14 protein-coding genes are annotated in these 23,778 nt (G+C 67.5%); 11 read left to right on the top strand and 3 right to left on the bottom strand.

Going from position 1 to position 23,778, the window contains the following annotated elements; translation table 11 throughout:
- Window positions 1-37 precede the first annotated feature (37 nt).
- The 6 genes from G6N14_RS17840 to G6N14_RS17815 all read left to right on the top strand — a co-directional run bounded on the left by G6N14_RS17840 (window position 38) and on the right by G6N14_RS17815 (window position 16,323).
- Window positions 38-2,386, top strand: coding sequence for a transglycosylase domain-containing protein (locus tag G6N14_RS17840; RefSeq protein ID WP_234808944.1), 2,349 nt, complete (start codon window positions 38-40; stop codon window positions 2,384-2,386).
- The gene (locus G6N14_RS17835) at window positions 2,383-4,005 is read left to right on the top strand and encodes a glycosyltransferase family 87 protein (RefSeq protein ID WP_085136185.1); all 1,623 of its coding nucleotides are present in this window, start codon (window positions 2,383-2,385) and stop codon (window positions 4,003-4,005) included. Before G6N14_RS17840 ends, G6N14_RS17835 begins: the two co-directional genes overlap by 4 nt.
- A gap of 31 nt (window positions 4,006-4,036) precedes the next feature.
- Window positions 4,037-5,329 carry an MFS transporter gene (locus G6N14_RS17830; RefSeq protein WP_234808945.1) on the top strand — a complete coding sequence of 431 codons (1,293 nt, stop codon included), beginning with the start codon at window positions 4,037-4,039 and terminating at the stop codon, window positions 5,327-5,329.
- Between the two features lie 92 nt (window positions 5,330-5,421).
- On the top strand, window positions 5,422-11,742 hold the full coding sequence (gene pks2, locus G6N14_RS17825; RefSeq protein ID WP_085136151.1) for a sulfolipid-1 biosynthesis phthioceranic/hydroxyphthioceranic acid synthase: 6,321 nt from the start codon (window positions 5,422-5,424) through the stop codon (window positions 11,740-11,742).
- Window positions 11,743-11,811: 69 nt separating this feature from the next.
- Window positions 11,812-13,227 carry a condensation domain-containing protein gene (locus G6N14_RS17820; RefSeq protein ID WP_085136187.1) on the top strand — a complete coding sequence of 472 codons (1,416 nt, stop codon included), beginning with the start codon at window positions 11,812-11,814 and terminating at the stop codon, window positions 13,225-13,227.
- Window positions 13,228-13,305: 78 nt separating this feature from the next.
- Window positions 13,306-16,323, top strand: a complete 3,018-nt coding sequence (locus tag G6N14_RS17815) for an MMPL/RND family transporter (RefSeq protein ID WP_264079994.1) — start codon at window positions 13,306-13,308, stop codon at window positions 16,321-16,323.
- A gap of 9 nt (window positions 16,324-16,332) precedes the next feature.
- Here the strand turns inward: G6N14_RS17815 and G6N14_RS17810 are convergent, their stop codons facing one another.
- From G6N14_RS17810 to G6N14_RS17800, 3 genes are read right to left on the bottom strand one after another with little or no spacing between them, the layout of a single operon-like run.
- On the bottom strand, window positions 16,333-17,424 hold the full coding sequence (locus tag G6N14_RS17810) for a PE-PPE domain-containing protein (protein WP_085136152.1): 1,092 nt from the start codon (window positions 17,422-17,424) through the stop codon (window positions 16,333-16,335).
- A gap of 52 nt (window positions 17,425-17,476) precedes the next feature.
- On the bottom strand, window positions 17,477-18,154 hold the full coding sequence (locus tag G6N14_RS17805; protein ID WP_085136153.1) for a GAP family protein: 678 nt from the start codon (window positions 18,152-18,154) through the stop codon (window positions 17,477-17,479).
- Window positions 18,155-18,187: 33 nt separating this feature from the next.
- On the bottom strand, window positions 18,188-19,927 hold the full coding sequence (locus tag G6N14_RS17800) for an AMP-binding protein (protein WP_085136189.1): 1,740 nt from the start codon (window positions 19,925-19,927) through the stop codon (window positions 18,188-18,190).
- 183 nt (window positions 19,928-20,110) lie between these two features.
- On the opposite strand from G6N14_RS17800, the gene rpsF reads away from it, so the two are divergent.
- The 5 genes from rpsF to dnaB all read left to right on the top strand — a co-directional run bounded on the left by rpsF (window position 20,111) and on the right by dnaB (window position 23,630).
- Window positions 20,111-20,401 carry a 30S ribosomal protein S6 gene (gene rpsF / locus G6N14_RS17795; protein ID WP_047319220.1) on the top strand — a complete coding sequence of 97 codons (291 nt, stop codon included), beginning with the start codon at window positions 20,111-20,113 and terminating at the stop codon, window positions 20,399-20,401.
- Window positions 20,402-20,481: 80 nt separating this feature from the next.
- Complete coding sequence (locus G6N14_RS17790) at window positions 20,482-20,991, top strand: single-stranded DNA-binding protein (protein WP_085136154.1); 510 nt, start codon at window positions 20,482-20,484, stop codon at window positions 20,989-20,991.
- Between the two features lie 33 nt (window positions 20,992-21,024).
- Entirely contained in the window at window positions 21,025-21,279 is a 255-nt protein-coding gene (rpsR, locus tag G6N14_RS17785; RefSeq protein WP_085128913.1) for a 30S ribosomal protein S18, read from the top strand.
- A gap of 28 nt (window positions 21,280-21,307) precedes the next feature.
- Window positions 21,308-21,766 (top strand): 50S ribosomal protein L9, encoded by a 459-nt coding sequence (rplI, locus tag G6N14_RS17780; RefSeq protein WP_085136155.1) that lies wholly within the window; start codon window positions 21,308-21,310, stop codon window positions 21,764-21,766.
- A 487-nt stretch (window positions 21,767-22,253) separates the two neighbouring features.
- On the top strand, window positions 22,254-23,630 hold the full coding sequence (gene dnaB / locus G6N14_RS17775) for a replicative DNA helicase (RefSeq protein ID WP_085136190.1): 1,377 nt from the start codon (window positions 22,254-22,256) through the stop codon (window positions 23,628-23,630).
- Window positions 23,631-23,778: the final 148 nt, after the last annotated feature.

The following is a 23,778-nucleotide window of genomic DNA, read 5'->3' as shown; positions in this document are numbered from 1 at the left end:
CGCCCGACTCTGACCCGCGGAGACAACGCGGCCGGCGGTGACCACGCACCGCCCGCCGGCGCCGGGAACCCACAGTGCTGACGAAGAGGATTTTCTGACGACCACTGATGCCGCACGGGATGCCCCATCGCAGCGCGTGCAGCCCGAGCCCTGCGCGCAGGACACAGATGACGACGCGGATCTGCAGCAGCGCCTCGAAGTGGTCAAGGCCGCCATGGAGCGGCCGCGCCCCGACGACGAAAACACCTGCCGGCCGGCTCACCCGGCCGCCGACAGCGCGGCCGAACCCGAGGACCGGCGGCGCCGCAGCTGGCAGTGGATCCGGTGGGGCCTCTACGTGACCGCCGCGATGCTGGTGGCGGCGCCCCTGGTCACCTTCGCAATGGCCTACCGGGCGGTGGACATCCCCGAGCCGGGCGACATCCCCACCAGTCAGGTGTCGACCATCCTCGCCGCTGACGGCACCGAGCTGGCGAAAATCGTTCCGCCGGACGGCAACCGGATCGACATCAGCCTGGACCGAGTACCGGTCCACGTGCGTGACGCGGTGCTGGCCGCCGAGGACCGCGACTTCTACACCAACGCCGGGTTCTCTATCACGGGGCTGGTGCGGGCAGTCAGGAACAATCTGCTCGGAGGGGACACCCAGGGCGGATCGACCATCACCCAGCAGTACGTCAAGAACGCACTGGTCGGCTCGGAACGAGTGGGCGTCGGGGGATTGGTCCGCAAGGGCAAAGAACTCGTCATCGCGGCCAAGATGAGCCAGGAGTGGCCCAAAGACGAGGTGCTGGAGGCCTACCTCAACATCATCTACTTCGGACGCACCACCTACGGGATCTCCGCGGCGGCGCGGGCGTACTTCGACAAGCGCGTCGAGGACCTCACCGTCTCCGAAGGGGCGCTGCTGGCGGCGGTGATCCAGCGGCCGTCCACGCTGGATCCGGCGATCAACCCCGGCCTGGCCCTCGAGCGCTGGAACTGGGTGCTCGACGGCATGGTCCAGACCGGCGCCCTGACACTCAGCGAGCGGGCCCGGCAGAGCTTCCCGGCCACCATCCCGCCGGACCAGGCCCGCAACGCCGACCAGGCATGGGGGCCCAAGGGACTGATTGCGCGCCGGGTCACCGAAGAACTGCTCGACCTGTTCCACATCGACGAGCAGGCCCTGAACATGGAGGGACTGCGCATCACCACCACGATCGACATGAAGGCGCAGCGGGCCGTGGAGAAGGCGGTGACGGCGGCCATGGCGGGGCAGAAGCCGTCGCTGCGGACCGCGGTGGTCTCCATCGACCCCCGCGACGGTGCGGTGCTGGCCTACTACGGTGGTGCGGAGGCGGGCGGCTTCGACTTCGCCCAGGCGGGTTTGCAGACCGGCTCGTCGTTCAAGGTGTTCGCGTTGGTGGCTGCGTTGAAGCAGGGGATCGGGCTGGGCTATCAGGTGGACAGCTCGCCGTTGAAGGTCGGGGGGATCAAGATCAGTAACGTGGGGGGCGCGGGCTGCGGGGTGTGCAACCTCGCCGAGGCACTCAAACGGTCCCTCAACACGTCCTATTACCGACTGATGCTCAAACTCCGGAACGGCCCCGAAGACGTCGCCGAAGCCGCGCACCAGGCCGGGATCGCCACGAGCTTTCCCGGCGTCGCGTTCACCCTGTCCGAGGACGGCCGCGGCGGCCCGCCCAACAACGGCATCGTGCTCGGCCAGTACCAGACCCGCGTGATCGACATGGCCTCGGCGTACGCCACCCTGGCCGCCTCGGGGGTGTACCACCGCCCGCATTTCATCCAGAAGGTCGTCGGGCCGGACAACCGGGTGCTCTTCGACAGCGCCCCCGCCGGTGAGCATCGGATTCCCGCAGCCGTCGCCGACAACGTGACCGACGCCATGAAGGCGATCCCCAGCTGGTCTGGCGGCCACAGCCTGGCCGGGGGGCGACCGGCCGCCGCCAAGACCGGGACCACCCAGCTCGGTGACACCGGCGCCAACCGTGACGCCTGGATGGTGGGCTACACGCCCACGTTGTCGACGGCGGTCTGGGTGGGCACCGCCAGCGGCACCGAACCGCTGACCAACAAGTGGGGCGGCCCCATCTACGGCGCGGGCCTGCCGGGGGACATCTGGAAGGCCAGCATGGACGGCGCCCTGGCGGGCGATCCGATCGTCGCGTTCCCCAAGCCCCCCGAGATCGGTGGCTTCGCCGGTGCGCCGAGGTCGGCGCCGCTGCGCGCACCGGTGTGGCAAGCGCCGCCGCCGGCGCCCCCGCCGGACGGCGCCGAGCCGCCGCCGGGGCCGCCGGGATTCCCGATGCCGGAACTGTTTCCGCCGCCGCCGCCGCTTCCGCCGCCGCTGCCCCCACCGGCACCGGGGGTGCAGCCGTGACAGAAACCGGCGAACGCGCGGTCTGCTCGCCTCGTCCGTTGGCGGCCGACCTGCGCAGTGCTGACGACCGGGACTGCCCCAGCCGCACCGATGTCATCGGGCACGCGCTGTCCAACACCATCGGGGGACCGGTGGGGCGTCATGCGCTGATCGGGCGCACCAGGTTCATGACGCCGCTTCGGGTGATGTTTTTGATCGCGGTGCTGTTCTTGGCCCTGGGCTGGACCACCAAGTCACCGTGCCTGCAGAGCACCGGCAGCGGTAGCCCGGATCAGCGGGTGGCCAACTGGGACCACGAGCGCGCCTACTTCCAGCTCTGCTACTCCGATGTGGTGCCGCTCTACACCGCGGAGCTGCTGGACGAGGGCAAGTTTCCCTACAAGTCCAGCTGGGTGGAGAAGGACTCCTCCGGCAACGAGCAGACCCGCTACGACGGGCTGCCCGCCGTGCGCTACATGGAATATCCGGTGCTGACCGGCCTGTACCAGTACGGGGCAATGGCCCTGGCGAAGACGTACACGGCCATCACCAAAGTGGTGAAGATCCCGGCGCTCAGCGGGGTCGCCGAGGTGGTGGTGTTCTTCGACATCGTCGCGCTGGGTCTGGCCCTGGCCTGGCTGGCGACGGTGTGGTCCACCGCCGGGCTGGCCGGCCGGCGCATCTGGGACGCCGCGCTGGTGGCGGCGTCGCCGCTGGTGATCTTCCAGATCTTCACCAACTTCGACGCACTGGCCGTCGCGTTCGCCGGGGCGGGCCTGTTGGCGTGGGCGCGGCGGCGGCCCACGGCCGCCGGGGTGCTGCTCGGCCTGGGGGCGGCCGCCAAGCTATACCCGGTGCTGCTGTTGTTCCCGCTGTTGGTGCTGGGGGTGCGCACCGGCCGGCTGCGGGAGGCCGGCCGCACCACAGCGGCCGCGGCGCTGAGCTGGCTGGCGGTCAACCTGCCGATCCTGGTGTTCGCGCCGCGCGGCTGGAGTGAATTCTTCCGGCTCAATTCGCGTCGCGGCGACGACATGGATTCGCTGTACAACGTGGTGCGGTCGTTGACCGGCTGGCAGGGGTTCGACGGCGACCTGGGCATGTGGCAGCCGCCGGTAGTGCTCAACGGCGTGGTGGCCGCACTGTTCGCGCTGTGCTGCCTGGGGATCGGCTATGTCGCGCTGACCGCACCCCGGCGGCCGCGGGTAGCGCAGCTGGCGTTCCTGGTGGTTGCGGCGTTCCTGCTGACCAATAAGGTGTGGAGCCCGCAGTTCTCGTTATGGCTGGTGCCGCTGGCGGTGTTGGCGCTGCCACACCGCCGGCTCCTGCTGGCCTGGATGACCGTCGATGCGCTGGTCTGGGTGCCGCGGATGTACTACCTCTACAGCGCTTCCGACCGCAGCCTGCCCGAACAGTGGTTCACCAGCACGGTGCTGGTGCGCGACCTGGCGGTGCTGGTGTTGTGCGCGTTGGTGTTTCGACAGATCTACCGGCCGCAACAGGATCTGGTGCGGGCACACGGGTGGGCCGACGACCCGGCAGGCGGCTTTTTCGACCGCGCGCCCGATGCGCCCCCAGACTGGCTTCCGGCCTGGTTACGGCCCAAGTCTGCGGAACCAGTCCACCGGGAACCGGGGCGGTAGCGGCGGCGCGTCAGCTATAGGGTTTGTGCCCGTGCGGAAACCCCCTTGGTTGGCGTGGGCGCTCTGGGACTGCGGAGCCACCGGCCTGAACGCAATCACCATCACGTTCGTTTTCTCGGTCTATCTGACCGCGTCGGTCGGGGCGAGCGCCGGTACGTCGGCGGCCAGTTGGCTGGGGCGCGCGATGGCCGTTGCCGGGATCGCGGTCGCGCTGCTCGCCCCACTGACCGGCAGCGCAATCACCGAGCCCAGCCGGCGGCGGCGGGCACTGATCGTGCTGAGCCTGACGGTTGCAGGACTGACCGCGTCGATGAGTCTGATCCGCAACGACCCCAGTTACCTCTGGCCGGGCCTGGTGCTGTTGGCCGTGACGGCGGCCTCCAGTGACTTGGCCACCGTCCCCTACAACGCGACATTGCGGTTGGTCACCACCCCGCAGAACGCGGGCAGAGTCTCGGGCTTCGGTTTGGCCGCCGGCTATCTCGGCAGTGTGGCACTGCTGCTCATGGTCTACGTGGGTTTCGTCGCCGGGCAGGGGCCGACCGTCGGTGTGTTGGGTCTGCCGACTGCAGATGGGGTGAACGTGCGGGCGGCGATGCTGCTGACCGCGGCGTGGTTCTTGGTATTTGCGCTGCCGTTGCTGAGGGCGAAGCCGCAATCGACCGATGGCCCCGCGGTCGATGTTCCGCAGGTCGCGCCGGGAGGATTCCGCCAGCTTCGTGCCGACCTGGTCGGCGAATGGCGCCGTGACCGCAACATCGTCTACTACCTGTTGGCCAGTGCGGTGTTCCGGGACGGGCTTACCGGGGTGGTGGCTTTCGGGGCGGTGTTGGGCGTCAACGTGTACGGCATCTCGGCGGCGAACGTGCTGTTGTTCGGAGTGACGGCCAGCACGTTGGCCGCCGTCGGGGCGGCGCTCGGCGGCCTGCTCGACGAACGCATCGGTGCCAAGGCGGTGATCCTCGGCTCGCTGGCGTCGATGATCGTGGTCGGGCTGGTGTTGCTGGCGCTGTCGGGACCGCTGACGTTCTGGGTGTGCGGCCTTTTGCTGAGCCTGTTCGTCGGCCCGACCCAGTCGTCGGCGCGCACGCTTCTGCTGCGGATGAGCCCCGCGGGTAAGGAGGGACTGTCGTTCGGGCTCTACACCACCACCGGGCGGGCGGCAACCTTCCTGGCGCCGACGCTGTTCTTCACCTTCGTCGACCTGTTCGGCGCCGACCGGGCCGGGCTCGGGGGACTGCTGGTTGTGCTGGCCGCCGGGTTGATCGCGATGCTGCCCATCCGGGATTCCGCACCGCAAAGTGAACTACTGGAACGTCGGTGAGGGCTCGAGTAGTGGCTGCGGGAGTCGCTGACCGTACCGCGGTTTACATAGGCGCCAATTTGTCGTGACCTTGCTGTAACCTCGCGAAGGCGATGACTACCCCTCCCACATCCCCCAACAGTCCATCCGCCTCGCCGATCGCCGTCATCGGGCTGGCCTGCCGGCTTCCCGGCGGCATCGATTCACCGCAACGGTTCTGGGAAGCATTACTGCGTGGCGCCGACTTCATCGACGAAGTACCCGGCGACCGGTGGGACGTCGAGGCCTACTACGGCTCCGAGCCGGGGGCGCCGGGCCGGTCGGTATCCCGCTGGGGCGGCTTCCTGGACACCATCGGCGCGTTTGACGCCGACTTCTTCGGCATGACCGAGCCGGAGGCCATCGCGGTCGACCCGCAACACCGCCTGTTACTGGAGACCTCGTGGGAGGCCGTCGAGCACGCCGGAGTGGACCCGGCGGCCTTGGCTCGATCGCAGACCGGCGTGTTCGTGGGGCTGACGCACAGCGACTACGAACTGCTGTCCGCCGAGTGCGGCGCCGCTGAGGGGCCCTACGGATTCACCGCGACCAGCAGCAGCTTCGCCTCCGCCCGGGTGTCGCGGGCCCTGGGACTGCACGGGCCGGCAGTCACGGTGGACACGGCGTGTTCCTCGGGCCTGATGGCGGTCCACCAGGCGTGCCGCAGTTTGCAGGTCGGCGAAAGCGAGCTCGCCCTGGCAGGCGGTGTGTCGGTGATGCTCGAACCCCGCCGATCGGTTGCCGGCTCGCAGCAGGGCATGTTGTCCCCGACCGGCCGATGCCGGGCCTTCGATGCCGCCGCCGACGGATTCGTCGCCGGTGAAGGCTGCGTGGTCTTGCTGCTCAAACGATTGCCCGAGGCCATACGCGATCACAACCGCATCCTGGCGGTGCTGCGCGGCAGTGCCGCCAATCAGGACGGCAGCGCGGGAACGGCCGCGGCGCCGTCGAAGCCGGCGCTGGTCGAGGTCTATCAGGCCGCGTTGGCCGCTGCCGGCGTCGAAGCCGCCACGGTGGAGCTGGTTGAAGCGCATGGGCTGGGAAACCCGTCCGCGGATCTGACCGAATACGCCGGACTGGCCGCGGTCTACGGCACCGACGACCGCTGTTTCTTGGGGTCGGTCAAGACCAACTTCGGGCACTGCCAGTCGGCATCCGGACCGCTGGGCCTGATGAAGGCAATACTGGCACTGCAGAACGGCACGGTCCCGCAGCATCTGCATTTCACCCGGTTGCCGGACCAGCTTGCCGGGATGGCGACCAATCTGGTTGTGCCGCGGGAGAATATGACGTGGCCGACCAAGGCGGGCCATCCGCGTCGGGCCGCGGTTTCTGCGCATGGCCTGTCGGGCACCAACGTGCACGTCATCGTCGAGCAACCGCCGGTGCCGGCGTTACCGGATGCGGCAACGGAATCGGCGACAGAAGTCGGCGGGCAAGCGCCGCTGCTTTTCCCGATATCGGCGACCTCCGCAGACCAGCTGCGTGCGACATCTGCCCGGCTGGCGGACTGGGTAGACGAACACGGCACCGCGATGAGTCCCGCCGATCTCGGCTACACACTGGCGCGGCGGCGGTCACACCGGCCGGTCCGAACGGCAGTGGCGGCGAGCAACTTCGTCGAACTCGGCGAGGCGCTGCGCGAGATCGCCGACAATGACCTGGCCTACCCGCCTGCCATCGGACCGGATGGCCGCGGGCCGGTATGGGTGTTTTCCGAACAAGCTCCCCCGTGGACGCCAATGGCGGCGTTGCTCGCCGAAGAACCGGCGTTCGCCGCCGCGATCGCGAAGATGGAGCCGGTCGTCGCCGAAGAGTCCGGCTTCTCACTGGCCGAGACCATCGCTGCCGCGGTGCCGCCGACCGAAGTCGAACGAGTGCAGCCGACGAACTTCGCCATCCAGGTCGCCCTGGCCGAAGCCATGAAGGCCCATGGGGTTCGGCCGGGCGCCGTCATCGGGCATTCGCTCGGGGAGACGGCGGCGGCCGTCGTAGCCGGCGGGCTGACCCTGGAGGACGGGCTCCGCGTCGCCTGTCGCCGGTCCCGGTTGCTGGCGCGGATCGTGGGCAGCGGCGCCATGGCCAACGTGGAACTGCCTGCGCAGCAAGTACTGTCGGAGCTCTCCATTCGTGACATCTCCGACGCGGTGCTCGCCGTGGTGGAGTCGCCGGTGTCGACAACCATCGGCGGGGACGGGCAGACCGTTCGCGAGCTGGTGGCCGCCTGGCAGCAACAGGGAGTTCCGGCGCGCGAGGTGGCCGTCGCGGTCGCCGCGCACACGTCACAGGTCGAACCGGTCCTCGATGAGCTGGCTCAAGCCCTCGCCGACGTGAAGCCGACAGAGCCCGAGATCCCTTACTACTCCGCAACACTGTGGTCGCCACGGGACCGGCCGGCATTCGACGGCCAGTACTGGGCGGACAACCTGCGTTACATGGCGCGATTCGCAGCAGCCGCGCAGGCGGCGATCAAGGACGGCTACCGGGTGTTCGGAGAGCTGGCGTCGCACCCGAGGCTGGCCGCGGTTCTCGAGCAGAATGCCGGCAGCCTCGACGTCGCGATCGCCGCGCTGGTTGCCATCCCACCAGAGCGCCAGTCCTGCAACGGATTGCGTGGGTTCGTCGCCGACCTGCACAGCGCCGGAGCCGCAGTGGACTTCGCTGCGCATTACCCGTCGGGGAAGCTGGTGGAAGCGCCGCTGCCGAGCTGGAACCACCGCGAGCTGATATTCAGCCGGGAGGACGCCGACACCGCTCCGCGCGGTGCCGCGATCAGGGCTGTACACCCGTTGTTGGGAGCGCACGTACACCTATTGGAGGAACCCGAACGCCACGTCTGGCAGGGCGACGTCGGGCTTGTGGGGCACCCGTGGCTCGACGATCACCGGGTTCACAACATGGCCGTCCTGCCCGGGGCCGCCTACTGCGAGATGGCTTTGGCCGCCGCCCGAACCAGCCTGGGCGAATCAGCCGAGGTTCGTGACCTGCGATTCGAGCAGATGCTGTCCCTCGACGACTGGACATCGGTGTCCTCGGGGGCCGCGGTGGTGGCGCCCGGGGTCCTCGACTTCGGGGTGCACACCCATCAGGGGCGCGACCGCGTTGACTGTGCGACGGCGGTGTTGGCGGCTCCACCGGATGTCCCGCAACCGTCGGTCCGCGACATCGCCGCGTTGCTGGCCGCACACCAGACCCGCCTCGACGGCGATGATCTGCGAAAAGCCGCCGACCGCGACGGAATTCAATACGGCCCGGCATTCGCAGGTCTGGCCGTGGTTCATGTCGGCGACAGCCGGCACACCATCGGTGCCACGGCGTTGGCCGAGGTCGCGCTGCCGGGGCCGACCCGCTCTCAGCAGGGGCTCTATGAAATTCATCCGGCCCTCCTCGAAGCGTGCATCATGGCTGCTGCCATGCGGCCCGATATCCCGCGCGCCGGCGATGGGGGACTGCTGCGGCCGGTTGGCGTGCACCGGCTCCGTCGCCATCATCTGATCCGCGAGGTGCGGTACTGCCTGAGCACAGTGACGGCTGTGCGAGCCGATGCCTGCGAGGCCGATCTGGAATTGATGGACGGTTCGGGCAATGTGTTGCTCACCGTCGAAGGTCTGCAATTCGCGGCCGGCCGCTCGCAGAGCGAGTCCGCGCAGCGCACCCTTGACGAGCGCCTGCTGACCATCGAGTGGGAGCGCCGCGATCAACCGGTTGCAGCGTCGACCGACGCGGGAAGCTGGCTGTTGTTGAGCACGGCCGATGCCCCAGATGCCCTGACCGGTCGCCTCGGCAGGGTGCTCAACGGCGAAGGGACGCAATCCGTCACCGTGTCGACGCCGATGGGTCGCGGGCATGGGGCAGACGGCATCGACGAGGTGCTCAATGGCCGAACCGGAGTCGTTGTGGTCACCCCGCCGGCGCTCAACGGTTCCCACCCCCCGCAGCGCGGCCGGGACCTCGTGGCTTACCTGCTGGACGTCGTGAGGCAGATGGTGGCGCTGCCCGGCGAGTCACCGCGGCTGTATGTGGTCACCAGAGACGCCGCCGCGGTGCGACCGGGGGATCGGCCCAACCTGGAACAGGCCGGCCTGCGTGGACTGATCCGGGTTGTCGACTCGGAGTATCCGCACCTGAAGGTCACCCAGATCGACGTAGACGGCAGCGCCGCCGAGCAGGACGGGGCATTGGCCGCCCACCTCGCGGCGCAACTTCGCAGCGGGTCAGAGGAGGACGAGACCGCTTGGCGCGACGGCGACTGGTACACCGCGCGGCTGCGTCCCGGCCCGCTTGGCCCAGCCGATCGGCGGACGACCGTGGTCGAACACGGCCACGACTGCCTGCGCCTGCAGCGCAGCGACTCGACCGAGCCCGAAACGTGGGAACCGGTGGCCCATCCGCGGATTGCGCCGGGCAGCGGTCAGATCGAGGTCGCGGTGAGGGTCGCCGGAGTCGATTGGGCGCAGGCGTCTCCCGTCGAGCCGGGCCTGCAGCAACTGGGCCCGGACTTCGCGGGCGTGGTGACGGCAGTCGGCCCTGATGTCACCGGCCACCGCGTGGGCGACCATGTCGCCGGGATTTCTCCCGACGGCTGCTGGGCAACGTTCATCACCTGCGATGCCCGGCTGGTGGCCACCCTGCCGGCGGAACTGCCGCTGACTGAAGCCGCCGCCTGGCCGACCGCATACGCCACCGCCTGGTACGGGCTGCACCACCTGGCGCGCGTCACATCAGACGACAAGGTGCTGATCCATCGCGCAACCAGCGGCGTCGGTCGGGCCGCAATCGCAATCGCACGAGCGGCAGGGTGCCAGGTCTTCGCCACCGCAGACAGCCCGCAGCGACGAGAACTGTTGCGCGACATGGGTATCGAACACGTATATGACTCCAGCAATCTGGAGTTCGCCGATCGGATACGCCACGACACGGATGGCTACGGTGTCGACGTGGTGCTCAACTCCCTGTCCGGCGTGGCGCAACGCGCCGGAATCGAACTGCTGAGCTTCGGCGGCCGGTTCATCGAGCTGGGCAGGCGCGACGTCTACGGCGACACCCGGCTTGGCCTGTTCCCCTTCCGCCGCAACCTGTCGTTGCACGTGGTCGACATGGCGCTGCTGGCGCACAGCCATCCCGAAACGGTCCAGCGATTGCTGTGCACCGTCTACCGGAATGCGGCCGACGGCAGACTGCCGCAGCCGCAGACCACGCACCACCCCTTGCTGGATGCGGCCGAAGTCCTGCGCCTGGCTGACGGGGACGACTGCGCGGCAACAGTTTTGCTGGACGCGCCGCCGGCCGGCAGCACCGTGGCGGTGATACCACCGGCGCAGGCCCGGCTTTACCGGGCCGATGGCTCCTACATCGTCACCGGTGGCACCGGCGGACCCGGGTTGTACTTGGCTGCTGAGATGGCCGCAGCGGGTTGTGGCCGCATCGTGCTCAACGGCGAGTCTGCACCGGACAGCCAAGCGCAACAGGCTATCGATCGGTTGCGCGCACTGGGCGCCGATATTCAGGTGGAATGCGGTGACATCGCGGAGCCGCAGACGGCGGACCGGCTGGTGGCGGCGGCGACGGCGTCCGGTCTACCGGTGCGCGGCGTACTGCATGCAGTCGCCGCAGTGGGCGAAGCGCCGTTGACCGAGATCACCGATCACCTCGTTGACCACAGCTGGTCGCCGAAGGTCCACGGCGCGTGGAACCTGCACCAGTCGTTGCAGGAAGCCGCGCAACCGTTGGACTGGTTCTGCGCGTTCTCCTCGACTTCGGCGCTGATCGGGTCGCCGGGCCAGGGCGCCGCCGCGGCAGCCGACAGTTGGTTGGACGCGTTCGGACGCTGGCGCCAGGCCCAGGGCTTGCCGGCCACCGTGATCGGCTGGGGGCCGTGGGCCGACACCGACACCGGCAGCTGCGCCGACTCCGACGACGGCGTGCACGCTGCGATCACTTGCCCCGAAGCCGCCCGCGCCTTCGACGCGGTACTGAGCTATGGCCGCGCCTATGCCGGCTACGCCCCGATCACCCGTGCCCCGTGGTTGGCGGCGCTGGCGCACCGCAGCCCGTTTGCCGAAGCGTTCCGGCCGGTGCGCCGAAGCAGTCCCGACGCGCAGAGGTTCCTCGCCGAACTGAAGGAGATCCCGCGCGAGGAGTGGTTGGGCACCATCCTGCGCCTGATCTCCGACCAGATCAGTCTGCTGCTGCGCCGTACCGTTGACCCGGACCGGCCGCTGCCCGAATATGGCCTGGATTCGTTGGCCAGCTTGGAGTTTCGTACCCGGATCGAAACGGAGACCGGGGTCCGGGTCGGTCCTGCCCAGCTCACCACGGTGCGCGGCGTGTCCCAGCATGTGTGCGACCAACTGGCCGCTCGGGTAGAACCTGCGGACTCGCCCGGTGGTGGGTAGTTTGAGTCGGCCGGCAGCTGTCTCGAGCTGCCGGCCGGAGTGTTGTTCGCCCGAGAAGAGGAGCAGACGTTGCGGGTAGGGCCATTGGCGTTGGGGACGTTGGCGGACTGGGAACCCGAGGCCGGTCCCACCGTGGTGTGGCAGCCGTCGGCTGCTGCGCTGGCCGCAGCGCGACGGGCGCCGGTGAACGCCGTGCCGGCCAGTTACATGCAGGAACAACACATTCGCGGCTACATCGACCAGACTGCCGTCGGACTCGACTACTCGCGCCTGATGGTGCTCAGCTGTGACATGGCGGGCCGCTGCGATCGACGGGCCATCGGCTACATCATCAATGCACATGTACGGCGGCACGAGACCTACCGCAGCTGGTTCGAGCATGCCGAGGACGGACGCCTCATTCGTCACGTCATGGACGACCCGTCCGATATCGAGTTCGTCCCGGTCGATCACGGCGAACTGGCGTTGCCGCAGGTACGCGCGCTGTTGACGGAGACGCCGGATCCCTTACAGTGGGACTGCTTCCGGTTCGGGATCATTCAGGGCAAGAGCCACTTCACGTTCTTCGCCAGCATCGATCACGTGCATGTGGACGCCGCGGTCGCCGGGGTGACGTTGATGGAGCTCTACTTCATGTACAACGCGCTGGTGGTCGGCGGAGCGCCGCTCGAGCTGCCCCCTGCGGGAAATTACAGCGAGTTCTGCATCCGTCAGCACCAGTTCACCTCTGCGCTCACCCAGGAGTCGCCCGAGATCCGGGCCTGGCGCACCTTCGCCGAGCACAACGACCACAGCCTGCCGGGTTTCCCGTTGCCGCTCGGCGACCCCGCACAGCCGTGCGACGCGGCCATGGTCACCGTCACCATGCTCGATGAACAGCAGACCATCGATTTCGAGTCCGCCTGCACCGACGCGAACACCCGCTTCATCGGTGGGGTCCTGGCGTGCTGCGCCCTGGCTCATCGCGAATTGACCGGGGAGGCCACCTTCTACGGACTCACCCCGCGCGACACCCGCAGGTCCCCGGAGGATGACCTCACGCTGGGCTGGTTCACCGGCCTGATCCCGATCACGGTTCCCATCGGCGAGTCCTCATTCGCCGACGCCGCCAATGCCGCGCAGATCTCCTTCGATTCGGGCAGAACCCTGGCAGACGTGCCCTACCAGCGGGTGCGCGAGTTGGTACCCAGCTTGGGCAAACCACCACCGAATTTTCCCGTCATCAATTTCCTCGACGCCGGGGCCGCCCCGTTGTCGGCGCTGATCGCCGCGGGACTGGACGACCTGAACATCGGGGTCTACAGCGACGGCCGGTACTCATATCAGATGTCGCTCTACGTGATCCGGGTGGGGGAGGAGACTGCGGTCACCGCGGTTTTCCCCGACAACCCGGAGGCCCACGAATCGGTGGCGCGCTACCTGGCGTTGTTGACGTCGGTGTTCGAGCGGGTTGCCGATCAGGGCCACGGGGAACAGGTCGCATGAGCCCAGCCCCATCCGCTGTGACATGCACGCCCAGCAGCCGGAGGTGAACACATCTTCAGCCGGCTAGGCGACTTCGTGGTGCGGCGTCCGTGGCCGGTGATCGGCTTCTGGGCGCTGTTGGTCGTGCTGCTGCCGCTGTTCGCGCCGTCGCTGACCGATATGGCGCAGCGTCATCCTGTCGCGGTGCTGCCCGCCGACGCCCCGTCCGTCTCGGCCTCGGCGGAGATCTCCGCCGCCTTCGATGAGGACGGCTCGGAAAATGTGCTGACGGTGCTGCTCAGCGACGAGCAGGGCCTGAGTCCCGCCGATGAAGAGGTCTACCGCACGCTGGTGGACCGGCTGCGTCTGGACACCGAACACGTGGTGATGCTGCAGGACCTGCACACCACTCCGGCGCTGCGGGAGGTGCTCGCCAGCAGCGACGGCCAAGCATGGATCCTGCCGGTCGGGCTGGCCGGCGACTTGGGCACGCCCGAGTCCTACGCGGCATACCTACGAGTCGCCGACATCGTCAAGCAGACCGTTGCCGGATCGACCCTGACCGCTGACGTCACCGGCCCGGCGGCCACCGTCGCCGACCTGACCGATGCCGGGGCGCGGGATCGCCTGGCGATCGAGTCCGCGATCGCGGTCTTGCTGCTGATCATTCTGGCGGTCATCTACCGCAATCCGGTCACCATGGTGCTGCCGCTGATCACCATCGGTGCGTCGTTGGTGACCGCGCAGGCGGTGGTCGCCGCGGTCTCACTGGGTACCGGAATGGCCGTCTCAAACCAGGCCATCGTGCTACTCAGTGCGTTGATCGCCGGCGTGGGAACCGATTACGTCGTCTTCCTGGTCAGCCGCTATCACGACTACGTCCGGATGGGGGTGGGCACGGCCGAAGACAATCAGCAGGCGGTGCGGCGGGCCCTGACGTCGATCGGCAAGGTGATCGCCGCGTCCGCAGCGACTGTGGCCGTCACCCTACTGGGAATGGGCTTCGCCAAACTGGGGGTGTTCGCCACCACCGGCCCGGTCCTGGCGATCGGGATCGCGGTGGCTTTCCTTGCGGCCATCACCCTGCTGCCTGCCATCCTGGTGGTGGCTGGGCCGCGCGGATGGGTGGCGCCGCGCCCCGAACGCGCCGCGCGACTCTGGCGCCGGACCGGGGTGCGAATCGTTCGGCGGCCCAAGGCGTATCTGACCGGGAGTCTGGCCCTGTTGCTGGCTCTGGCCGGCGGCGCAGGGCTGATTCGGTTCAACTACGACGACCGCAAACAACTGCCGGATTCCGTCGACAGCTCGGTGGGGTACGCCGCTTTGGACCGGCACTTCCCGGTCAACCAAACGATCCCCGAATACCTGCTGGTGCAGTCTCCCCACGACTTACGCACTCCGTGGGCGCTTGCCGACATGGAGCAGATGGCATATCGGATCAGCCAGATCCCCGGTATCGCCGCGGTCCGCGGTGTCACCCGGCCCCGAGGTGAGTCACTCGAGGAGGCCCGAGCGACCTACCAAGCCGGCGAAGTCGGCGATCAGTTGGGCGACGCAGCCGGCCTGATCGCCGGCCGCGATGCTGACCTCAACCGGCTGTCCACCGGTGCCCGGAAGCTGGCAAACGGCCTCGGAGATCTACACGCTCAAGTCAGCCAGTCCATAGCCAGCGTGCGCAGTCTGGTCGACGCATTGGCGTACCTGCAGAATCAGTTCGGTGGAAACAAGACCTTCGGTGAAATCGACCAGGCCGCAAGGCTGGTCAACAGCATCCGCGCGCTCGGCGATGCTCTGCAGATGAGCTTCGGCGGACTCGCGTCCAGCTTCGACTGGGTCGATCCCGTCACCGAGTCCCTCGACGCCAGCCCGACGTGCGATGCCAACCCGATCTGCGGGACTGCGCGGGCCGAGTTCCACAAGTTGCAAAACGCCCGTGCCGCAGGCACCCTTGATGAAATCTCGTCGCTGTTTCGGCAGTTGCAATCGGCGCAGCCCTCGCAGACGGTGTCGTCGGCGGTCAACGGGCTGAGCCGCTCCCTGCAGTCGGCCGCGCAGTCCCTGCATGCGCTGGGATTCGACAATCCGCGCAGGGTGCAACGGAAGATCATTGAGATGCAGAACGGCACCAACGACCTCGCTGTCGCTGGGCGCCAGGTGGCCGACGGGGTGCAACTCCTCGTCGACCAGACCAAGGAATTGGGCCTGGGACTAGACACCGCGTCGGCGTTTCTCATGACGATGGGCCACGACGCGTCCCAGCCGTCGATGGCGGGGTTCAATGTGCCACAACAGGTTCTGGCCACCGAGGATTTCAAGAAGCTGGCGCACACCTTCGTCTCGGCCGACGGCCATTCGGTGCGGTACTTCATCCAAACCGATGAAGATCCATTCAGCACCAAAGCCATGGACCAGGTCAACGCCATCCTTGCCACCGCCCAAGCGGCGCAGCCCAACACCATCCTCGCCGACGCCTCGATATCGATCTCCGGATACCCGGTCACGCTGCGGGACATCCGCGACTACTACGAGCGGGACATTCGGCTCATCGTCGTCCTGACGACCCTGGTGGTGCTGCTGATCCTGACCGCCCTGCTGCGAGCGGTTGTCGCCCCGATCTACCTGGTGGGTTCGGTGATCATCTCGTACCTGTCGGCGATCGGGCTCGGCGTCCTGGTCTTCCAGGTCATGCTGGGTCAGCAGTTGCATTGGAGCGTGCCGGGTTTGGCATTTGTGGTGCTGGTGGCGGTAGGCGCCGACTACAACATGTTGCTGGCATCTCGATTGCGCGAAGAATCGCCGCTGGGCGTGCGAACCAGCGTTATCCGCACGGTCGGGTCCACCGGTGCGGTGATCACCGCAGCGGGCCTCATCTTCGCCTCCGCCATGTTCGGACTGCTGTTCGCCAGTGTGGGGGCTGTGGTGCAGGGCGGCTTCGTGATCGGCGCCGGCATCCTGGTCGACACCTTTGTGGTGCGCAGTATCACCGTGCCCGCCGCGGCCGCGCTGCTGGGCCGGGCCAATTGGTGGCCCGCGCGTCCGTGGCTGCAGCCCCGGCCCGACGCTCCGAAACGCGCAGCCGCCGGCGGCCGGGCGATCGAGACGGTCACCGACGACTGACCCGATGGGTCAGCCGGCGAACCCGAAGAAGTTGCGAAGTTTGCCGACGGTGTCATCGATGGCGCTGCTGGTCTCCGGTCCCAGCACCTCCACCACATCCATGCCGGCCGGGGAGACGGAAATCGGCCTGGTGGCAGGGTTGTCGTTGCGGGAATACCCCGCGTCGATCTGTGGCTGCAGGAAGGCGTCGAGCTGATCCACCACGTCGTCGGGCATACCCAGGAAGCGCAGCGGCAGCGTCAACGGCAGGTGATTGATGGGGATCAGGTACGTCGTTGTTGTGGCGCCGCGGGAATTGATGGTGGACCGGATGTTCTGGGGCGGCACATCCGCGGGAGTGGTGAATGCGGACGGTGTGTGCACGATCGCCGCTCCGAGAAGGGCGTTGGTGACCGACCATAGATTGTCCGGCCGGTCGGGGAAGTCGGCCATGCCGTCGTAAGCGGCGACTATGCGATTGGTGTCGTATTGGCTGTCGACCTCGGGGGGCATGACGTAGTCGTCAAGGGGCAGGCGGCTACCCGGCGGGAAGAGACCGGAAAGAAAGCTCGCCCCGAAGGCGTGCTTTCCCATGGGTGAGCCGATTGTCGTGAACTGCAACATGTGGGGCGGCGGCGCTGCGGGGTCATTGGCCAGTCGGACCTGTTCCTTATCCAGCGCCATGGTGCCCTGCGACAAACCGATGACACTGGCCGGCTCGGACCCACGGCGAATCACGGCGTGAAGGCTGTCGGTGGCGGCGTCGACCGCGGCGGCTACGGTCATGTTGTCGCGCTTGGCGTCGGGAGCGAACATGGTGGGCACCCACCGGAACATGGCACCCGCGGGGTAGTCGATGATTTCCCGCTTCTTGTTCGGGAAATAGCCGGAACCGGCGCGCCGGGTGTAGTCCGCCCACGGTATGCCGGGCGGCCGGGCACCGCCGACGGCGTAGACGACGTCGACATTCGACGCATCGCCCACCGGTGGCGGCGTCGGAGTCGGCGCTGTCCACGGGGTGTCGGTGGGCAGGTCCGGTGCCGCGGTCGCGACACCGCAGCCCAACCCACCAGCCGAACCGGCAAGCCACACGGCGAGCGCTCCGGCGACCAGTCGTTTCATCGCTAACCCCTTCAGCCGTGCAGGCCCTCTGACAGACCCGACGTCCACCTTCTCACAGACCTAGAACACCGGCAGTGCATAAGACACCACCCACGGCGGCCAGCAGCGCGGCCACCTGACCTGGCCGACGTTGCCGACCCCACCTGTGCAGCGCCGCCATGAACCCGCGGGTGGCGTCCGGAGCCACCAGGTAGGCCAGCAGCGGAATCTCCACGAGCGCAAACGCCAACACATTGAACGTCAGCAGCGCGGCGATCTTCGTGCCGGTGGCGGCACCCGAGGCGACGATGATCGCCAACGCGGCCAGATAGTCCACCGACGGCAGCGCGATACCCAAACCGGCTGCTCCCGCCACCCACAGCGACCGACCTTTGAGCAATCGCTGTGCCCGAGCGGAGAATCCGACCGGGGCAGCATCGGAACGAACCGGCCGCATCTCGCGCGGTCGGCCGGCCAACACTCTGGCGAGCAGAACCGCGGCTGTCAGCAGCGCCAGCGCGCCGATGACGATCTGAACCCGCGGCAAGGTCAGCCCAGACGACTCCGTCACCGAGGGCGACAGGACGAACAACACCACCAGACCGCCGGTTGTCCCCATGACGAAGCCGCCGCACAGGAACGCCATCAGCTGCAGTACCGGCCTGGGCCGGTTCAGCATCAGCAGCGTCAAACCGATGCGAACCGGCTCAACGCTGGTGGCAGCCGCCATCACCAGCAGGGCTATCCACATGCGGCGACGTCGTCGCGCGGGGCCGCGGCCTGCTCAGCGGTCAATCCGGGTGAACTCCTGGCTCTGGTACTGCTCGACGCAGGCCGCCCGGCGAACTTTGCCGCTGGTGGTGATGGGAATCGATCCCGGCCCCACCAGCACAACGTCAGCGACGGCCACCCCGTGGGCCTGGGAGATCGCCGCCTGCACATCGTCTTTCAGGACTGCGAGCCGCTTCGCGGTGTCCTCGGGGGATTCGCCTCGATCCCGCACTTCGATGATGGTGACCAGGGCCTCGTCCTCGTTGACCGGAACCGCGATGGCCGCGACGCGACCCCCGCTGATCTCTTGAAGGGTGGCTTCGATGTCCTCGGGGTAGTGGTTGCGCCCGCGGATGATCAGCAGATCTTTCATGCGGCCGACGATGAACAGCTCACCCTCGGAGATGAATCCGAGGTCGCCGGTTCTGAGCCACGGGCCGTTCGGGGTGCCTTCGGACGCCCGGATCAGTGTCGCCGCGAACACCTCCTGGGTCTGTTCCGGTTTGTTCCAGTAGCCGGCAGCGACATTGGCACCGGCGGTCCAGATCTCACCGACAGTTCCCACCGCGCATTCGGTGCACGTGTCGGGGTTCACGATGCGCACCGCCGGCGACTTCGGGACACCGTAGGTGAGCAGCGGCGTGCCCTCTTCTGTGTCCGACCGCTGCGCACTGCCGCGCGTCAACTTCTCCGACTCGAAGTAGACCGTCTGCGGCGGGCTCTCCACGTCGAGGGTGGCGACGTACAACGTGGCCTCGGCCAGCCCGTACGCGGGGTGCAGAGCCCGGGCACGGAAGTTATAGGGGGCGAATCGGTTGAGGAAGCGCTCCAAAGTCGCGGGGTGGACGCGTTCGCTGCCGCTGACGATGCCCAGCACGTCACCCAGGTCGCGGCCGGCCAGGTCCTCTTCAGTGGTCTTTCGCACCGCCAGTTCGAAGGCGAAGTTCGGCGCCGCCGAAAATGCCCGGGGGTGACTGGCCATTGCTTGGATCCAGCGCGCTGGACGCTGCAGGAATGCCACGGGGCTGGTCAGCTCGCAACGGTAGCCACCGAGGACCGGTGCGATGATGCCCAGGATCAAGCCCAGATCGTGGTAGAAGGGCAGCCACGACACGATCGTGGTGTCGGGCGGCGCCACCCCGTTGAACTCCGGGAAGTAGCCCGCCATGAACTGCCGGAAGTTCACCTGAAGGTTGCGGTGCGTAACCATCACGCCGGCAGGAAGCCGCGTCGAGCCCGAGGTGTACTGCAGATACGCCACACCGCCGGAGTCCACAGGTGGATCACCCATGGCCACGCCGGCGTCCAGGTCCAACGCGTCGACAGCGACGACGGTTGCCGTGGCTTCAGCCCCGGATTCGCGCACATACTCGGCGACCAGATCTTCGGCCCCGGACGTGGTCAGGACGACGGCCGGCGCGGTGTCGGTGAGCACGGCGCTGACCCGCTCATCATGTGCGCCGGGATGCGGCACCGGCAGGGGCACCGCGATGAATCCCGCCTGGATGGCGCCGAGGAAGGCCGCGACGTAGCCCAGGCCCTGGGGGGCGAGGATGACGGCCCGGTCCCCGGCAGAGCCGTGCTGCTTGAGTTCGCGGGCCACATTGAGGGCACGCCGATAGATCTGTGACCAGGACAGCGTCTCCGCGATCCCTTCCCAGTCCTGCTCGTAATCGGTGTAGGTGTAAGCGGGGTCATCGGGGGAGAGGAATGCGCGCTCGCGCAACAAAGTTAATAGCGACACATCAGACATGGCGGTGAGGCTACCGTCACAGTGCGACATGTGCCGGGTATCGGTGGCCGGGCGGTCCCGGAACCGGAATTTCGCCGCAGCGCGGGTAGTCCGGTAACCTAGCCGGGTTGCCGACGCAGGCGACCCTCCTGCCGTGGTCACATCCACGGCCGCACTACGACCATAGGAGGTGATGAGGTTCCCATGCGTCCATACGAAATCATGGTCATCCTTGACCCCACTCTCGACGAGCGCACCGTTGCCCCGTCCCTGGAAACGTTCTTGAACGTGATCCGCAAGGACGGCGGAACGGTCGACAAGGTCGACATCTGGGGCAAGCGCCGCCTGGCCTACGAAATCGCCAAGCATGCCGAGGGCATCTACGCGGTCATCGACGTCAAGGCCGCGCCGGCCACGGTGTCCGAGCTCGACCGTCAGCTCAGCCTGAACGAGTCGGTGCTTCGCACCAAGGTGATGCGCACCGACAAGTCGTAGGCGACTGTCGCAGCCGTTGCGTAGGCTCATGCTGCGAATACAGCATCATCCAGCGCTGACACCGATCCTAGGAGGGCCCCGTGGCTGTAGGTGACACCACGATCACCGTCGTCGGAAACCTGACCGCGGACCCGGATCTGCGGTTCACCCCTTCGGGGGCGGCCGTCGCCAACTTCACGGTGGCGTCCACACCGCGGGTCTTTGACCGGCAGAGCGGTGAGTGGAAGGACGGCGACGCGCTGTTCCTGCGGTGCAACATCTGGCGCGAGGCTGCTGAGAACGTGGCTGAGAGCCTCACCCGCGGTTCGCGGGTGATCGTCACCGGGCGGTTGCGGCAGCGGTCCTTCGAGACCCGCGAGGGCGAGAAGCGCACCGTCTACGAGGTCGAGGTCGATGAAGTCGGCCCCTCGTTGCGGTACGCCACCGCCAAGATCAACAAGGTCAGCCGCGGCGGCGGCGGGGGCGGCTTCGGCGCGGGCGGCGGCATGGCTGCCGCGGCCGGTCCGTCCGGCCCGCCCGCGGAAGACCCGTGGGGCAGTGCTCCGGCGTCCGGCTCCTTCGGTGGCGCCGACGACGAGCCGCCCTTCTAGACAAACGAACCACAGCACGAAAGAGATAGGTAGATGGCCAAAACCAACAAGCGGCGTCCGGCGCCCGAGAAGCCGATCAAGACCCGCAAGTGCGCATTCTGCTCGAACAAGAAGCAGGTGATCGACTACAAGGACACCTCGCTGCTGCGCACCTACATCAGTGAGCGGGGCAAGATCCGCGCCCGCCGGGTGACCGGCAACTGCGTTCAGCACCAGCGCGACGTCGCGCTGGCGGTCAAGAACGCCCGCGAGGTCGCGTTGCTGCCCTTCACGTCGTCGGCGCGGTAGCCGGCCAAATCCGAGGAAGTACGAAACGATGAAGCTGATTTTGACCGCTGAGGTGGATCACCTCGGGGCGGCCGGAGACACCGTCGAAGTCAAGGACGGATATGGCCGCAACTACCTGCTCCCGCGCGGGCTGGCCATTGTCGCCACGCGTGGCGCGCAGAAGCAGGCCGACGACATCCGGCGGGCCCGCGAGACCAAGCAGGTGCGCGACCTGGACCACGCCAAGGAGCTCAAGGAAGAGCTGCAGGCGCTGGGCACGATCAACCTGCCCGCCAAGACCGCCGGCGACTCGGGCAAGCTGTTCGGCTCGGTGACCTCCGGCGACGTGGTGGCCGCGATCAAGAAGGCCGGTGGGCCGAACCTCGACCGGCGCATCGTCCGGTTGCCCAAGGCGCACATCAAGGCGGTCGGCAGCCACGCGGTGTCGGTGCACCTGCACTCCGAGGTCGATGTCGACCTCACCCTGGACGTCTCCGCGGCGGACTAAGAGGCATCAACGCAGCAGCCCCGGCAGCGCCACCCAGCGGCGCAGCCGGGGCTTCGCTGTGTCCAAAACCGGTCCACGCCGTTAGTTCTGGCTAACTTTTCGCCGCGCCAGCCCAGCAGGGCCGCTTACATTGTTGTGGAATCGCGTCTACCTGCCGGCAATGCAACACGCCCAAGGCGGCAACCTACGGCGACACGCCGGAGAGATTGTCTTCCACAAGCAACACGCCCGCCCTTACCGTTTCCACCTGCGGAGATAACCGACATTACAACCGCCATCCACAAGTCTTCCCCACCATCCCAAACAAATGGCGCACGGGTGTGCACACTTGATCCACACCTTTGTGAACAACCTCGTTTGGTAGGGCCGCCAGCAACGCCTACCGTCAACGCGGCAGGGGACATCGGGGGTGTCGGTGCCCACGGATACTTTCGGGGCGTCAACGTCGAATCGGCGTTCGATCGTGCCAGTGGAGGAGGTGCGGCGCATGGCGGTAGTCGACGACCGTGGTCATTCTGAGCTTGAGGAGCCACCACGCGAGGACGTCGGCCGTCAGCCGCCCCAGGATCTTGCCGCAGAGCAGTCGGTGCTCGGCGGCATGCTGCTGAGCAAGGACGCCATCGCCGACGTGCTGGAGCGGCTGCGGCCCAGCGACTTCTACCGCCCGGTGCACCAGAACATCTACGACGCCATTCTGGACCTCTACGGGCGCGGTGAGCCGGCCGACGCGGTGACCGTGGCCGCCGAGCTCGACCGCCGCGGCCTGCTGCGCCGGGTGGGCGGCGCCCCGTATCTGCACACCCTGATCTCCACGGTGCCCACGGCGGCCAACGCCGGCTACTACGCCACGATCGTCTCGGAGAAGGCGCTGCTGCGCCGGCTCGTTGAGGCCGGGACCCGGGTGGTGCAGTACGGCTACGCGGGCGCCGAGGGCGCCGATGTGGCCGAGATCGTCGACCGCGCCCAGGCCGAGATCTATGAGGTGGCTGACCGCCGCCTCTCCGAGGACTTCGTGCCTCTGGAAGACCTGCTGCAACCCACCATGGACGAGATCGACGCGATCGCCTCGCACGGCGGGGTCGCCCGGGGTGTGCCGACCGGCTTCACCGACCTCGACGAGGTGACGAACGGGCTGCACCCGGGCCAGATGATCGTGGTGGCGGCGAGGCCGGGTATGGGGAAATCGACTCTGGGACTAGATTTTATGCGGTCTTGCTCGATCAAGAATCGGATGGCCAGCGTCATCTTCTCGCTGGAAATGAGCAAGACCGAGATCGTGATGCGGTTGCTGTCGGCGGAGGCCAAGATCAAACTCGCCGACATGCGCTCGGGTCGGATGAGCGATGACGACTGGACGCGGTTGGCGCGCCGGATGAGCGAAATCAGCGAGGCGCCACTGTATATCGACGACTCACCGAACCTGACCATGATGGAGATCCGCGCCAAAGCACGCCGGCTCAAACAAAAGGCCGACCTGCGGTTGGTGGTCATCGACTACCTACAGCTGATGACGTCGGGTAAGCGGGTCGAGTCACGTCAGCAGGAAGTCTCCGAATTCTCGCGTAACCTCAAGCTTTTGGCTAAAGAGCTCGAGGTTCCGGTGATCGCGATGAGTCAGCTCAACCGTGGCCCGGAGCAGCGCACCGACAAGAAGCCGATGCTGGCCGACCTGCGTGAATCCGGTGCCATCGAGCAGGACGCCGACATGGTGATCCTGCTGCACCGACCGGATGCGTTCGAGCGTGACGACCCGCGCGGCGGTGAGGCGGACCTGATCCTGGCTAAGCACCGTAACGGACCGACGAAGACGATTACCGTTGCGCACCAACTGCATTTGTCGCGGTTTACGAACATGGCGCACTGACGGTCTCCGTGTTGTAGGGTCTCAGCCCGCGTGTCATATTCTCAGCGGCGGTGTCATGTCCTTGTCATGTGTCCCACGAACGTGTCAAGCATGCGGGCGCCGCATGGTGTGCTGCTGCCTAGGGGTGTCCGGCTCCCCTTGCTGCGCT

Origin of the sequence: Mycolicibacter hiberniae (assembly GCF_010729485.1) — a bacterium.
Taxonomy (GTDB): domain Bacteria; phylum Actinomycetota; class Actinomycetes; order Mycobacteriales; family Mycobacteriaceae; genus Mycobacterium; species Mycobacterium hiberniae.
This window is presented reverse-complemented; position numbering and strand designations above follow the sequence as displayed.

Coding starts and splice junctions, on each gene's coding strand:
- pks2 (WP_085136151.1), top strand. CDS start 5,422: ATGACTACCCCTCCCACATCCCCCAACAGTCCATCCGCCTCGCCGATC.
- G6N14_RS17810 (WP_085136152.1), bottom strand. CDS start 17,424: ATGAAACGACTGGTCGCCGGAGCGCTCGCCGTGTGGCTTGCCGGTTCG.
- G6N14_RS17805 (WP_085136153.1), bottom strand. CDS start 18,154: ATGTGGATAGCCCTGCTGGTGATGGCGGCTGCCACCAGCGTTGAGCCG.
- G6N14_RS17800 (WP_085136189.1), bottom strand. CDS start 19,927: ATGTCTGATGTGTCGCTATTAACTTTGTTGCGCGAGCGCGCATTCCTC.
- rpsF (WP_047319220.1), top strand. CDS start 20,111: ATGCGTCCATACGAAATCATGGTCATCCTTGACCCCACTCTCGACGAG.
- rpsR (WP_085128913.1), top strand. CDS start 21,025: ATGGCCAAAACCAACAAGCGGCGTCCGGCGCCCGAGAAGCCGATCAAG.
- rplI (WP_085136155.1), top strand. CDS start 21,308: ATGAAGCTGATTTTGACCGCTGAGGTGGATCACCTCGGGGCGGCCGGA.
- dnaB (WP_085136190.1), top strand. CDS start 22,254: ATGGCGGTAGTCGACGACCGTGGTCATTCTGAGCTTGAGGAGCCACCA.